Genomic DNA, 14,721 nt, shown 5'->3' on the forward strand with positions numbered 1-14,721 from the left:
GAGACTCGCGCCTTTTCTCTAAAAACGGCGACAACTATCCACATCTGGGGTCATAAAAATTACAATCAACATCCAATTATTTTCTCTAGAAAAAGAAAAAACAGTAACAAATATCAATAAATTTCTATGGGTTTTAACGGTTTAATTTTAAAATACTGTACATAACCATCAACAAACATCTAAGTCATCATTTTTCCTGGCTTCGACAAGCCCAAATTTTTACCAGGATTGGGTTCTACCGCCTAACGTCTAACCTGTTCAACCGGAAAGCGATAATACTCGCCTCGTTTTCCAACTTGCTCCCATTGGGCGAGATATCCAGCGAGCTATAGTCATGACGACGATTTTAGTAATTGAAGACGAAAAAGCCATCCACAGGAATCTACTTAAACTACTGAATGCCGAAGGATTCGAGACGCTCAGTGCCGATAATGGTAACACAGGGGTGCAATTGGCTCAAACTCAACAACCTGATTTGATTATCTGCGATATCCTGATGCCGGGATTAGATGGTTATGGTGTACTCCATATCCTACAACAAGACCCCTCAACGGCGACAATTCCCTTTATCTTCCTCACCGCCAAGACAAAACAAGCGGATATGCGCCAAGGTATGACATTGGGGGCGGATGATTACCTGACTAAGCCCTTTACTCGCGCCCAAATCCTCAGTGCGATCGAGGCGCGATTACAAAAGGTAAAATTACGCCAACAGCAGTCTGTTATCAATCCAAATCTGCCCAATCGTCGGTTACTCCAGAAACGCTTTAATCAGCTAGATAAACCGGGAAATCAGGGTAAACTCCAGATTTTCCTCTTGTCGCTGGAAATTGAACAACTTAACCAACTCAACAATAACCTAGGACTTACCATTGGTGATCAATTACTCCAAGCCGTTGTCGAACGCTTAAACCGTCAGTTAGGACAGGAGGATGCGATCGCTCAAATCGGTAGCAATCATTTTATCATTCTCTTGAGTCGAAGTTATCACCAACCTGAGAGGATTCAACTTGTCGAAACCTTGCTAGAGGCGTTTGATTCGCCGTTTCAGGTAGGCTCTCATCAAATCTTCCGATCTGCCTACATTGGTATTGCTATTTTAGGACGTGATGGTCGAGATCTCGACACCCTAATTAGACACGCTAGTGTCGCCAGAGAAGAAGCTAAACAACTGGGGAATCGTCGCTATCAGTTTTACATTGCTTCAATTGGCGCAAAATCCCAAGAAGCGTTTGAGTTAGAAGCCCAAATGCGTCAAGCCTTAGAACGGCAGGAATTTCAGCTTTATTATCAACCGAAAGTCAATCTGCTCACCGGACAGATTGAGGGGGCGGAAGCCTTAGTGCGCTGGAATCATCCCCAACGGGGGATTATTTCGCCCGTTGAATTTATTCCCTTAGCCGAAAAAACCGGGCTAATTGTGCCATTGGGCGAATGGGTACTCAGACAAGCTTGTCACCAAGCGCGAGTCTGGCAAGATCAGGGAATTTATCCCTTACGAATTGCTGTTAATTTATCCCCTCGTCAGTTTAATCAATCTAATTTAGCTAATTTTGTTGTAGACATTCTCCAGGAAACGGGATTGAATCCCCATTATTTAGAGTTAGAACTGACCGAAAGTACATTAGTGCAAAATCCCGATACCGCAATTGCGACATTAAAGCAATTTCAATCTTTAGGAATTCGCATTTCTATTGATGATTTTGGTACAGGATATTCGGCGCTAAGTCAGTTAACAAAATTTCCCTTTGATGTCTTAAAAATTGACCGTTCCTTTGTCTGTAAAGTGACTGAAAATAGTCGGGATGAAGCGATTACAACAGCAATTTTAGACATGGCTCGTAGACTCAATTTAAAGGTTGTCGCCGAAGGGGTGGAGACGCTCAGTCAATTGAATTTCCTCAAAGGACATCAGTGTGATGAAATCCAGGGGTATTGGTTTAGTCCGCCTTTATCGGCTGAGGCGTTTGCTGATTTGCTGAGTACGGGAAAAAAGTTTCCCCTATTGTCAAGTTAAATCGATTGACCCAATAAAATCTCAGTGTTCTGATTACAGTCCTCTTCATATCACAGGCGTTTAAACATTGCTTTAGCTTCTCGATTTATAATGTCCCCTGAGATGGGCAATAGGCAACCTGACGAATTTCCTCTAAAACCACCTCCAGATTAGTCATAACATCTTGATTTTGGTAGCGAATCACTCGATAACCATAAGCTTCTAAATGTTTTGTTCTCGTTGTATCATAGTCCTGTCGTTGCTGATGAATTGCCCCATCAACTTCAACAACCAGTTTGCATTCTGGGCAGTAGAAATCGACTATAAAATGCCCAATAGGATGCTGACGGCGAAATTTTAAGCCATTGAGTTTTCGTCCTCTCAAAGCTTGCCATAGTTTTTGTTCGGCTGGAGTCTGAGTTTGACGAAGTTGCTTGGCGGCGGCTTCAATGTGAGGTGTGGTTCCTCGGATTCTTGTCATTGTTTCAGCCCTCATCCCCTAACCCCTTCTCCCAAATTTGGGAGAAGGGGAACCGGACTATTGTAATAATTTCCTTTCAGTTTACTACAAATTCAGATGTGCAAGATTTGACTGTTTTATTTATCCGACTCCCCCTCTCCCAGACTTGGGAGAGGGGGCTGGGGGGTGAGGGCGAAACGTCCATTCCTGATTGCCAATGCGGATAATATTCCCTGGCGTTAGGCTACAAGGCTGATGGGGAGTAAGCCGTTGTCCGTTGACAAATGTACCATTAGAACTACCCACATCAGTTAACTGGTACTGAATTTGACCCTGAGCATCTCTGGATTGGGTAATCTGAGCATGATAGCGGGAACTTAACCCATCATCCAGAACCAAAGTATTATTCGGTTCTCGTCCAATCGTGCAGGTGCTGACGGATAAATTGAATGTCGCACCCGATGCGTTGTGAACTAGATGCGCCTGTACTCCACTAGCGGGTTGGGCAATTATCGTGGGCGCTAATACGGGTTTATCTCTTACAGGTAACTTGGCTGGGGATTCTTCGGCGCTGGGTAAGGAATTGGGTTGAGGAGAAGTACCGAAAGCGGGAGGGTTCCCATTCGGGGACTGTGGTGCAACAATATTAACGTGCTGTATAGGCGGTGGGGGGATAACCGGACGATTTGCTTCGGCGATTTGCATTTTTAAGGCGGCTTCGTGTTCCGCTTCCTGTCGCGCACTCATTCCCTCAACTTGACGAATAATTCCTTTCGTCTGGGGAAAGTTGATATCACTGACTCGCACGTCTTCTAGGGCAAAGCCTAGGGAATAGGATATCTCGGCATGGTCAAGTAGGTATTGTCGGATATGGACTCGTCCCTGGTTTACTAATTGTTCCATCCGCAATTGACCCACTGCTACCCCTAAATTATCTTTTACCGCACTCGTCAGCGCTGCAATGGGATCGGAGAGTTCCAGGGCTACCCGTCTCGCATCCACGACTTGGTACATGACGTTGAGGGAGATATTAATCAAATATTGGTCACGGGATAAGAAATCTCCTTGGGAGACGATTTCCAGGTTGCGAATCTTGCTATCAACCAGAACCAGTTCACATTGTTCGAGAAGGGGTAAGGCGAAGCTGAAATGACGCCCCGGTTTCAATTTGCGGACAAATTTCCCATTTTTGACCAACAAACCGGTATAACCTGCGCCGATAAAGTCCATACTCCACCCAACCCAGCGTTCTGGGTTTAGCGTTTGGATAAGGGGGGAAGTGGTGCTAGACATGAGCGGTTCGTGAGTAACAGGAGTGGGCAGGTTATGTATTTTTAGACTAACAAAGCTTGGCTGGATTCCGGCATGGCAATGATGACGGGATGGATAGCCGTTCGGTTTCGGGTTCGTTCCCCGCTGAGTATCGCCTATTACCAGAAAACATTGTAGGGGCGACCCGCCGCACACAATTTACACCGCCCAGCCATTAATTGGATCGGGTCGCCCTCCAGAGGATATCGGTCATTAAAAACCCATACAAAATAGCGAGCGAGACGCTCGCACTACAACCGTTTACCGTTCTCTATTCCCTGTTCTCCTTTCCCTATCTTCACCACAATCCCAACCTTTACAGCGCTTTTCACGTTTATGGAATACAAAATTGTATCGGCTTGCTTTTCAGCGCAATGATCGTCTGTAGTCTACTAACTTGAAAACTGCTGTAATTAGCTGACCCGCTTACATAAAAAGGGCGAGTCGAGACAGGTTAATTCTCACACCGCCTGACTTTGTGCAGCGACTCGCCCCTACAATACAATATTTATTTGAAAACTCTCTATCTGTTAGTCCGCGATCGCTTACAGGAGGAAAACCGGATTCAACCGGATAGGATATTTATTTACTATTCCCTGGTTCTTTCCAAAAAACAATGGAATCACTTAAGGGTTGAACTTGGGTTCCCGGATAGTAAAATGTGAGAATGTCCTCCCCTGACCAACCGAGATTCGCTAAGTTATAGGAACCATATTGGCTCAAACCAACGCCATGTCCAAAGCCGCCGCCCACATAAGCATAGCCTTTGAGGGTTTTATCCTCTTTATTGCCACCGTAAAGTGGTTCAAGGTAAAAGAGGGTACTGCGAGGGGGATAAAAGGCGCTACGGATTTCATTTTTCTGGAGTTCAACCACACCCTTATCTGTTTGCACATCCAGTTTGATGATACGTCCGGCGGGCGATCGCTTGACAACTTGCATCTGTTGTATGGTGGTAAACTCAGCGAGCGGATGTTTGATTTTTTCCAAATAGCGCCGCAAATCTTTCTGAATTTGTTCCAGGGAGTTTTCTACCCGCCACCGGAAGGGAGATCTGCCACTTTCGTTGAACCCTTCTTTCAAGTTAATGAATTCGCGGAAGTTTTGCTCATTTCCTAAAGGCTTCTCAGATAAATCCCAAATCGGCTGGGGCGAGTCAATCACGGCTTTTAAATACGGACGTTCTGACCCGTTCCAGGAATCACCAAAGGGGGCGGTGACACCGCCAGAGGTGGAGGAATATAAGGCGTCTACGAGCTGATTATTATAAGTTAAAACTAGCCCCTGAGTTTTCGCGATCGCGCGATCCGCCGTGGGAACGGTTCCTGTGAGTCCGCGATAGACTTGACAATGGGTATTTGCACAGAGTTGGTAATTGTCTGCTGTAAATCGACGCAGATTGCGGAGGGCGTAGGTGCGAGCAATAATGGTTTGTGCTTCTACGGCTGCATAGGGTGCCCCTGGTCCAATTTCATGGGGGACAACACCACGCAGATAGGTTTCTAAGGGAACGTCATTCACCAGGGTGTAAGTCCCGTAAGCATTGGGCTGGATTTTCAGACTTCCTGCATACAGACGCGGGTTGCGCTTATCTTCACCGCGAATCACCTGGATTAAATCATTCTCCGAGTCAATCTCTATCCATTGGCGATTATACCGATAGCCATCCACCACAAATGACACTCGCGGTACTTGGGGTAGAACTTGACTTTCTAGTCTGACTGTGCTATGCCCTTGAGCTTGGAGACTTTGCAGCAACAGGCGTCGCAGCAGGGGCGTCTGATAGACATCGCGTTTTGCCCAAACTTGCCAGCGTTCCGGCTGCGCCACTTCCACCTGAATCCCCCGTGAACGCCACTGATTTGCCGCATCTTCGGCGGTTTCAAAGGTGGCGTGATCGCTGAGGACTAAATATTCAGCTAAAACGGGTTGGGATAAGGGTTGCGTCGCCACTTCCAGCGTCACCTGATCGGTTTCCAGGGTTTGGGGTTGCATATCCCCTGCCAAAAACCGCAAACTCAAGCTATCCCCAGGTGTCGCTTTTAGGGTCAGTTCGTCGGTGGGTTCTGAGCCAAAACGCTGCACCACACCCACTTTCAGATTTACATCCTCCGCTTGAGCTGGCTTACTTCCAGAGAGTCCCCAAAAACATAACGCGATCGCGCAGGCTTTCAGGACAGTGGGGATTGATGATTTGTGATTGGGGATTAGGGAAGAGTTTTTCGTCTGCATGATACCAAGTTACATGTTGTAGGTTGGGTTGAGGGACGAAACCCAACTTATTATTTCAGCGTTGACACATTAGTCAGGGCGGGTTTAGTTACGTCTTGGTGCTGTCATAAACGATAGTAGTGAAACCCGCCCCTACATACTCAACACTCAACACTCAAATTAATCAAGCCTCACTACCACTAAACAGGACTTCACCCTGAATCATCCGCTGAGCTGCATCGAGCAGCACTTCTTCCAGATAAGGTTTGGTAAAGTAACCACTCGCGCCCAGTTGGGCTGCCATTTGCCGATGTCGTTTCGCCCCACGAGAGGTGAGCATGGCAATGGGTAACTGGCTGAGATTCTCATCTTTCTGGAGTCGAGAGAGGAGTTCTAATCCATCCATTCTCGGCATTTCGATATCGCAGAATACAATATCACAGGGTAAGCCTGACCGAAGTTTATCCCAGGCTTCTTGACCATCGCGGGATTGTTCCACCCGATAGCCCGCTTTGGCAAAGGTCATTGACAGGAGTTCACGAACTGTAATTGAGTCATCCACAATCAAAACGAGTGGCTCATGGGGAGTTTCTGGGGCTTGCTCAATTCCTGCACCTTCGCTGTCCCCTCTCGACCAAATCGTCACACTGTCTTTCCGCAGGCGTCCGCTGGCGAGGTCAATCAGTTCTAACACATCGGCAATGGGCATGATTCGACCATCTCCTAAGACTGTTGCCCCAGCAATACCAATGGGTTTAGGCGGAGGACCTTCGAGTTGTTTAATCACGATTTCCTGTTCACCTAAGACCTGATCCACTTCGATGGCGATGAATGTTCCAGAACTGCGTAGCACAACAATTGAGACGAGGTCGTCTTCTCGCTTACCCCCATAAACATTACCCCGACTAATTGAACGGTTGTAAGAGAGCAATTCACTCAGGGGTTGCACCGAGACTAACGTGTCCCGCCAGGAGACACCGACTTGACCGTTGGCATCTTTTTGTAAGCGATCTTGAGGCACATCAAACATATCTTCCACCCCATCCATGGGAAAGGCAATGCGAGCGCGATCGCTCAAACAGCATAGGGCTTTACAAATACTCAGGGTTAAGGGTAGCCGAATGGTAAAGGTTGTGCCTTTTCCTAACGCCGAATCAATGTAGATTGCGCCCCGAATTTCGCTCAAACTGGTGCGGACAACATCCATCCCCACACCGCGTCCGGCGAATTCACTGGCTTCGTCTTTGGTACTAAAACCGGGGTGGAACAGAAAGTCATACAACTCTGTATTGGTTAGGTCTTTCGCCTCGCCTGGGGTGATCAGTTTCTTCTCAATTGCTTTTCGTTTAATCCGTTCGGGGTCAATACCCGCGCCATCGTCGGAAATGGCAATCACCGTTTGGTTCCCTTGGTGGAACGCTCGCAGACTAATTTGACCCACAGCAGGTTTACCCATATCTTGCCGTTCGTCTGGGGATTCAATGCCATGGGTAATGGCATTATTGACCAAGTGGGTTAAGGGATCATAAAGGTGTTCTAGGATCATTTTGTCGAGCAAGGTTTCTCGACCATCCACTTGCAGTTGGGCTTCCTTGCTTAACTTGATAGAAATTTCCCGCACCGGACGAGTCAAACGGTCAGCAGCATTGGCAAACGGAACCATGCGCGATCGCGTCAGTCCTTCTTGGAGTTGAGTGGTCACCTGTCGTAAGTTGCGAGCCACCTGATCGGTTTCATCCACCAAGAATTCCACGTCAGACGCCGATTCCCGCACTTGCACAATTAACTCGATCATCTCTTGGGAGAGTAAATGGAAGCCAGTAAAGCGATCCATTTCCAAGGGATGATAATCTTCAGAGGATTCAGAATCAGACTCTTGGGATGCAGGTGCAGCATTTTCTGACCCAAATATAGAACGAGAGCGCTGTTGACTTTGACTACTGGCTAACAGAGAACTCTCCAGCAGCGATCGCTCATACAAATCTCGCATCCGCGCCCCGACATCGCTCAACGCCGAAACTTGATGCTGTAAATTATCCAAAAATTGCCGCAGCCTTTCTTGGTCTTGTTCTAAGCTATTACGACTGACAACGAGTTCTCCCACCAAGTTATTGAGACTATCGAGGTGCTTGACTGGAACTCGCATTGTCTGTTCAAAGATGCGAGGGGGACGCCGACTGGGTAAAGGGGCGGTTTGTCGCGAACCTGTAGTTGTTGTTGTAGCTGAACCTCCCATGGTTTTATCAGCGTCCTGGAGGAGGATTTCCAACTCTTTATCTATATCTAGGTCATCTTTAGTTTGAGATTGGGGAGTTTGAGCTACCTCTTGAGTTGTTTCCTGGTCGCCTAAGAGGATTTCTAAATCCTCAAACGACTCGGTTTGTGAGGGAGTATCACTCAGCATGGCTTCTAAATCCGCAAACTCATCGCCGCTTTCACTGGTCAATGCTGCTGGAGTTTCCCCATCCAGCATGGCTTCTAAATCCGCAAACTCATCGCCACTTTCACTGGTCAATGCTGCTGAAGTCTCCCCGTCCAGCATGGTTTCTAAATCCGCAAACTCATCGCCACTTTCACTGGTCAATGCTGCTGAAGTCTCCCCATCCAGCATGGTTTCTAAATCCGCAAACTCGTCAGCGCTTTCTCGGGGTGAATCCAAATCCCATTCGGTTTCTGCCAGGGTTGCTAATGAAAAATCATCATCAACAGTTGCTTCTTCCAGACTAAAAAGTGCGTCTAGATCTTGATCCGATGGGGTTTCTGGGATGTCCCAATCCCCAAATACATCGGCAGCACTGTCCGATGTTTCTGGTTGCGGTGTCTCTACAGATTCATCCGTTAACCAATCTTCATCTAAATCCTCTAGTTCGGCGCTTGGGGCTACTTCTGCCTCCTCTTCGGCAGCAAATAAGTCGTCTAGATCTTCGTCCGATGGTGTTTCTGGGATGTCCCAATCTCCAAATAGATCAGCAGCACTGTCCGATGTTTCCGGTTGCGGTGTCTCTACAGATTCATCGATTAACCAATCTGCCTCTAAATCCTCTGGCTCGGCGCTCTCAGCTAAGGCTTCTTCCTCTTGTTCGCCGAATAAGTCGTCTAAGTCTTCGCTCGACGCTGTTTCTGGAGTTTCCCACTCGCCCCATATATCCGTTTGAGTGTCCGATGTTTCTGGTTGCGGTGTCTCTACAGATTCATCCGTTAACCAATCTGCCTCTAAATCCTCTGGCTGGGCGCTCTCAGCTAAGGCTTCTTCCTCTTGTTCGCCGAATAAATCATCTAAGTCTTCGCTCGGTGCTGTTTCTGGGATTTCCTCATCCCCAAATAGATCGGCAGCACTGTCCGATGTTTCCGGTTGCGGTGTCTCTACAGATTCATCAGTTAACCAATCTGCCTCTAAATCCTCTGGCTCAGCACTCTCAGCTAAGGCTTCCTCCTCTTGTTCGCCGAATAAGTCGTCTAAGTTTTCGCTTGATGGTGTTTCTGTTGTTTCCCAATCCCCAAATAGATCGGCGGCGGTGTCTAATGTTTCCGGTTGCGGTGTCTCTGGAGACTCATCAGTTAACCAATCTGCCTCTAAATCCTCTACTTGGGCGTTTGAATCAAATGACTCCTCACCGTCTTCAGCAAATAAGTCGTCTAAATCTTCGTTAGATGGAGCCTGTGGTGTTTCCCAATCGCCAAATAGATCGGCTGCTGATTCCGTTTCCGATGTCCACGGTTGTTGTGTCTCTTGAGATTCATCCGTTAACCAATCGATATCAAAATCTTCTACCTGTGCCGTTGAGCCTTGTGACTCTTCATCCTCTTCAGCAAAGAATTCGGCGGCATCTTCTGTTACTTCTGGCAGAATTTCGTCGCCTTGTTCCTCAAACAATGACTCCGAACTATCTCCATCCTTTTGGGCTGAACTTGTGGTTTCATTTAATAACGCTTCATCCGTAGATGTGGGCAGTTCAACGATAGAATCGTTTTCTGGCTCAGTCAAGCTATCGACTGGTGTTGATTCAACTCCAGGTTCTGAATCAAAGAAGTCATTGAGCGCCTCAAAATCGGGGAGGTCTTCTGAGTCTTCCCAAGCTTCTTGATCAAAATCGTCGAGAGATGTTTCTTCAAAGGGATTTAATACATCCCCCACTTCTGGTGTTGCTGATTCGATGTCGATTGTCTCAGCTTGATTGTTATTGTCTAACTGGTTTTCTAGATCTAAATCATTACTTTCTAGATAGTCTTCCAGATCTAAATCATCCTGATTAACTGATTCTCCTAGGGTTTGGGGATTTTCCTCAGTGCTAGAAATTTCTAGCAGGTCATCAAAGTCCCAGTCGGACTCTGAGACTTTTTCATCGCCCTGAAGGGAGGATTGAGGAAAGTCCTCCTCTACATCCAAATCCTCAAGTTCGGAATGACTGAGAATTTCCGCTGACGCAGCTTCTCCTTCCTCGTCAAAGAAACTCTCACCAAATAAACCATTCAAGTCATCGTCTGAGTGACTCATCTGGTCTGAATCCTCTGAGCTATCTGACTCAAATAGTAGATCAGAAAAGTCATCGGTTAAGCTGGATGAGATATCAAGGGAATCCGATGATTCTTTTGAGGCTTGAGGATTGGCGATCGCGTCTGGGGCGAAGTCATCATCTAACCCTTGCATTAACAGATCATCGGCTGTTGAATTCTCTTGCTCACTTTCCCCAATTAGATCCGAAAAATCATTCGAGTCTTCAAGATCCAGGAAGTCATCTGAATCCGAGTTTAAGGATTTATCGTTTAGGTTGATAACGGCTTCTTCTTCTTGCCAAGTTTGATCTAAATCAGGTGTTTGAGTTTCAAAAATATCGGCTAAACTATTAAGTTCAGCAATACCCACTTCGGGTTCGCCCTGATCAGAGAGGGGAGAGATAGAGTTTGAGGATTGAACCGTCGAGAATTGGAGTTGATCACCTCTAAACCCGGCGGTGTCGTTTGGGTCTTGGATATAGGTATCCTCGGCTTGGATATAGGTATCTCGACTATCGGGGAGATGGGTGGTTTCTTTTTGGTTTTGGTTAGATTCCTCGGTTGTAGGAGTTGGTTGAGGGGAAGAATGGGTGCTAGAATCAGATGCTGTCGTTGATTCGACTGTTGTCGCGTCTGGTGCAAGGGCTTTGAGTTGTTCACTGGGTACAATCTCGACGGATCGCCCAGTCAGGACTAATTCTTGAGCTTGTTTAATTTCTTTAATCGTGACGCTAGCAAGTAAGCGATAAGTATTTTCGGGATTCGCGATCGCACGTTTTGATATCTCTAATAGTTCACCCCACCCCGGTAAGTCCAATCGATCACCTAATTCGATCAACCGTTGGCAATGATCTTGCAGGGCGCGACGGTGTTCGGGAGTATCCGACTGCTTATACAGTTGCAACATCTCCCGCAGTTCTACCAGGACATCTCGCTTAAAGGTGGCGGGCAAGGTTTTTGTTCCTTTACTAGAGGATTGAGAGGAGTTTGCTGGGGAAGGGGTATCACCAGCCGTTTGGGTATTTTGGGCTAACTGTTGTAGATAGCTGTTGAGTTGCTCAAAAACAGGCTCAGCATCAGACATAATTGTGCTAGCTGTTTCCTCGGTCAAGCCATAAGATTGAAGCTGGTTTAACAGAGCGCTGAGGGTATCAAAAACTCGCAGCAACAGGGTTTCTAACTGAGTATCTACTTGGATTGGAGTCTCTTGAAGGACTTTGAAGTAATCTTCTAGGCGATGGGCAGTTTGATGAATGCTATTAAGTCCTAACATCGCTGCTCCGCCCTTGACCGAATGAGCAGCGCGGAACATTTCGTTCAGCGTCTCAGCGTCTTCGATGGTGCTTTGCAGATTTAGCAAACCTTGCTCTATGGTATTGAGGTGGTCTTGTGCCTCCTCCATAAAGTAGCCCATGATTCGCTGTTGTTGTTCCGACTGCATAGCCATATCCCTCAAAGCGTAGTATTGTGGGGTATTTTGCTTCCCTAACTGCCCTGATTCAGTGCAGCGCTCGATTAAGGTTTACCATCAATAGTTTTTTTAATGTAGCTAATCTATTTGGGATTGACCTTAATTTATGGCGAATCAAACCTAGCTTTCCCCCTTACCCCCTCTGATTGTAGCATTGCGGTCTACCGACTCTTTTCCTCGATTCGTCTTTGTCCTTTGGTATGCTGAAACCGACGCTCTAAAGGTTATCCTCTGCCTCTTGCCGATCTTGTTTTGCCAAGTTCCGTTGCTGCTGGGCAACGGCTTTTTGGTGAGACTGTTCACCCGTCCAATCCGCACCTCGTTGGTCTAACTCATTCAGCAAGGGTAATCGACCATACAGAATCAATACATCACCCGCACAAATGCGAGTGTGTCCTTTCGGTGCGCCCACATAGCGACCATTCTCCCGTTGGATTCCCAGCACTACCACACCTTCTTGCCTCAACCCCAACTCCCCTAACGCTCTATCTGCTAACCAATCATCAGGTTGTACTTCCATCTCCATTACGGTGTAATCACCAGACAGACGTAGCAAATTGGCATAATCTTGCACATTCAGCGTAGTCCAGCGGTGCAATGCCCAATTAATCAGTCGTGACAAATAACGGTCAATCCATTTACTCGTGGCTAAAACCCACAGCACCGCTAGTCCTATCCCCAATATCAGCGATCGCACTAGCCATTGCTGATTACTCGCTGTGTTCAAAAATGTCAAGATTAGGGATGAAATCGTGGTGATCACTCCCACATTCCCTAGCAACATCAACAGCATCAAGATGCGACGCCGTACCGGATGGCTAACCACTTGTTCGGCTTCGTTGGTGGTAAAGCCTACCCCTGTAAACGCTGAGCGAGCCTGGAACTTTGCCGATTCCCGTGACAGTCCGGTGAGTGCCAGCGCCACAGTAGCAATGCGAGTAATGAGTAGCGACAAGCTGATCACAGTCAACAGTGAAATCAGTGCAGCCAAGTTTTACCTCCCCTAATGTTTTTCTCAAAAGAACACGTTTGCTTTATTAATAAATAGTGTAATATGATCTCTATCTAAAGAAGGTTGATTAAGTTATAGTTAAACCAGTAAAATTCAGTTTTATTAGCGCTAAATAATCGTCAGTATTTTGCGTCGGTTAAGTCGAAGTAAGAAAATCAACTTTTTATTTTTTTTAAGTGGTCGGGCAAAAGAAAACAGCACTGTACTAAGTTTTGCAAATAAGCCTCAACCCCTTACAAATGAAGAATGACGAACGACGTAGCTTGCTTCTCAAGGGAGCGAGTTTTTCACCGTTCACGTTAATTATGTCCACCTACTTAACAGTTTAATTAACTATGGTAAAACAGTTCCAAACACGACAGCGATCGCAGGCTTGGGCAAGAGAAATTCAGCAGATAATTCGCGGGGTTTTGGGCGGATGTTTGTTTGGCATTCCTCTACTCTATACAATGGAAGTTTGGTGGATTGGATCATCGATTGAACCAATTCTATTACTATCAATTATCAGCATTACGTACAGTGTTGTGTTTTTATTTAATCGCAGTGAAGGCTTTCGCAAAAGTAGGCGTGATGGGATGCTTCATGCCGCTATGGAAAGTGTGGAAGCATTGGCAATTGGCATTGTCTGTGCGACGTTTATTCTAATTTTGCTGCGTCGCATTACCGGAGAAACTCCCATTGATGAAGCATTGGGAAAAGTTATTTTTGAGAGTGTGCCATTTTCCTTGGGTGTGGCGATGGCGCGATCGCTACTACCGGAGCAATTGGCTGAATCTGAATCCAGTCAATACTTACAGCCGATCAAAAAACTGGGTTTCCGGACGATGATAGCTGATATTAGTGCCACCTTAATCGGTGCAATCATTGTCGCCTTTAGTATTGCCCCGACTGACGAAATTCCCACCCTAGCGGCGGCGGCATCACCCCCTTGGCTGTTGATCATTATTGCCGCATCCCTATTCATTTCCTATGGGATTGTTTTTGCGGCTGGCTTTGCCAACCAAAGTCAACATCGCCTCTTCAAAGGGATTTCATTAACTCCTATCGGGAAAACTATTTTATCCTATTTAATATCACTGTTGGCTTCAGCATTGATGTTGTGGTTCTTCAACCGTCTTAGCTTGAGTGATCCGTGGTTTTTGTGGTTACGGTATACCCTGTTATTAGGGCTACCTGCAACTATTGGTGGTGCTGCTGGACGTTTAGCGATATGATATGAGTGATCAGTCTCCCGATCAAACGAATTCCTATCATCGTTCCCCGGCGGAGTGGGTCAGCTTTACAATTGCCCTGTTCATTTTAATTACAATTGTGGGACTGGTCACATTTAGAGGACTGGGTAGAGACAGTCAACCCCCTATCCTCTGTGTAACTGTTAAACAAATAGACATTCGCCAAATAGAAAGGCAATATTATGTTCCCTTCACAGTCACCAATAGCGGGGGGAGAACGGCAGAATCTGTTCAGGTGGTGGCGGAACTCACAACAGCAGCGGGCGTTCAAGAATCAGGGGAACAAACTATTAACTTTTTGTCCAGTGGTGAAATTCAAGAGGGAGCCTTTATTTTTAGCTACCCTCCTCAAGAGGGAGACTTAAAGGTACGGGTTGCTAGTTATAAACTACCGTGACATCCTCCCACACCAAATCAAAGATTATGGTGTGGGCTTCCCCAAATCACTTTGAAGATTTCCTGGTTACTCCCCTGTCGAAGCTCAGGGGATTTCGACACTTGGATGGTTTTGGCTTTCACCAACCCCCAGTAGAT

The 14,721-nt window shown here is 46.6% G+C and carries 8 protein-coding genes; 3 read left to right on the top strand and 5 right to left on the bottom strand.

Going from position 1 to position 14,721, the window contains the following annotated elements; all coding sequences use genetic code 11:
* Window positions 1–334: 334 nt before the first annotated feature.
* Entirely contained in the window at window positions 335–2,017 is a 1,683-nt protein-coding gene (locus RID53_RS11110) for an EAL domain-containing response regulator (RefSeq protein WP_446388158.1), read from the top strand.
* A gap of 85 nt (window positions 2,018–2,102) precedes the next feature.
* On the opposite strand, the gene RID53_RS11115 is transcribed toward RID53_RS11110, so the two are convergent.
* The 5 genes from RID53_RS11115 to RID53_RS11135 form a co-directional block, all read right to left on the bottom strand.
* Window positions 2,103–2,477: an endonuclease domain-containing protein gene (locus RID53_RS11115; RefSeq protein WP_446388159.1), complete on the bottom strand. Its 375-nt coding sequence runs from the start codon at window positions 2,475–2,477 to the stop codon at window positions 2,103–2,105.
* A 120-nt stretch (window positions 2,478–2,597) separates the two neighbouring features.
* The gene (locus RID53_RS11120; RefSeq protein WP_446388160.1) at window positions 2,598–3,749 is read right to left on the bottom strand and encodes an FHA domain-containing protein; all 1,152 of its coding nucleotides are present in this window, start codon (window positions 3,747–3,749) and stop codon (window positions 2,598–2,600) included.
* A 600-nt stretch (window positions 3,750–4,349) separates the two neighbouring features.
* Complete coding sequence (locus RID53_RS11125) at window positions 4,350–5,999, bottom strand: SpoIID/LytB domain-containing protein (RefSeq protein ID WP_446388161.1); 1,650 nt, start codon at window positions 5,997–5,999, stop codon at window positions 4,350–4,352.
* Window positions 6,000–6,162: 163 nt separating this feature from the next.
* Window positions 6,163–11,913: a response regulator gene (locus tag RID53_RS11130; RefSeq protein ID WP_446388162.1), complete on the bottom strand. Its 5,751-nt coding sequence runs from the start codon at window positions 11,911–11,913 to the stop codon at window positions 6,163–6,165.
* Window positions 11,914–12,160: 247 nt separating this feature from the next.
* The gene (locus RID53_RS11135) at window positions 12,161–12,934 is read right to left on the bottom strand and encodes a TrkA C-terminal domain-containing protein (protein WP_446388163.1); all 774 of its coding nucleotides are present in this window, start codon (window positions 12,932–12,934) and stop codon (window positions 12,161–12,163) included.
* Window positions 12,935–13,290: 356 nt separating this feature from the next.
* Here RID53_RS11135 and RID53_RS11140 point away from each other — a divergent pair, with 356 nt between their 5' ends.
* Window positions 13,291–14,169, top strand: a complete 879-nt coding sequence (locus RID53_RS11140) for a TIGR02587 family membrane protein (protein ID WP_446388164.1) — start codon at window positions 13,291–13,293, stop codon at window positions 14,167–14,169.
* A 1-nt stretch (window position 14,170) separates the two neighbouring features.
* Window positions 14,171–14,584, top strand: a complete 414-nt coding sequence (locus tag RID53_RS11145; RefSeq protein ID WP_446388165.1) for a TIGR02588 family protein — start codon at window positions 14,171–14,173, stop codon at window positions 14,582–14,584.
* Window positions 14,585–14,721: the final 137 nt, after the last annotated feature.

The sequence above is a fragment of the Coleofasciculus sp. B1-GNL1-01 genome (assembly GCF_040220235.1).
Lineage (GTDB): Bacteria > Cyanobacteriota > Cyanobacteriia > Cyanobacteriales > Coleofasciculaceae > Coleofasciculus.

Excerpts from the sequence above, each read along its gene's own strand:
- RID53_RS11110 (WP_446388158.1), top strand. The coding sequence starts at position 335 with ATGACGACGATTTTAGTAATTGAAGACGAAAAAGCCATCCACAGGAAT.
- RID53_RS11115 (WP_446388159.1), bottom strand. The coding sequence starts at position 2,477 with ATGACAAGAATCCGAGGAACCACACCTCACATTGAAGCCGCCGCCAAG.
- RID53_RS11120 (WP_446388160.1), bottom strand. The coding sequence starts at position 3,749 with ATGTCTAGCACCACTTCCCCCCTTATCCAAACGCTAAACCCAGAACGC.
- RID53_RS11125 (WP_446388161.1), bottom strand. The coding sequence starts at position 5,999 with ATGCAGACGAAAAACTCTTCCCTAATCCCCAATCACAAATCATCAATC.
- RID53_RS11130 (WP_446388162.1), bottom strand. The coding sequence starts at position 11,913 with ATGCAGTCGGAACAACAACAGCGAATCATGGGCTACTTTATGGAGGAG.
- RID53_RS11140 (WP_446388164.1), top strand. The coding sequence starts at position 13,291 with ATGGTAAAACAGTTCCAAACACGACAGCGATCGCAGGCTTGGGCAAGA.
- RID53_RS11145 (WP_446388165.1), top strand. The coding sequence starts at position 14,171 with ATGAGTGATCAGTCTCCCGATCAAACGAATTCCTATCATCGTTCCCCG.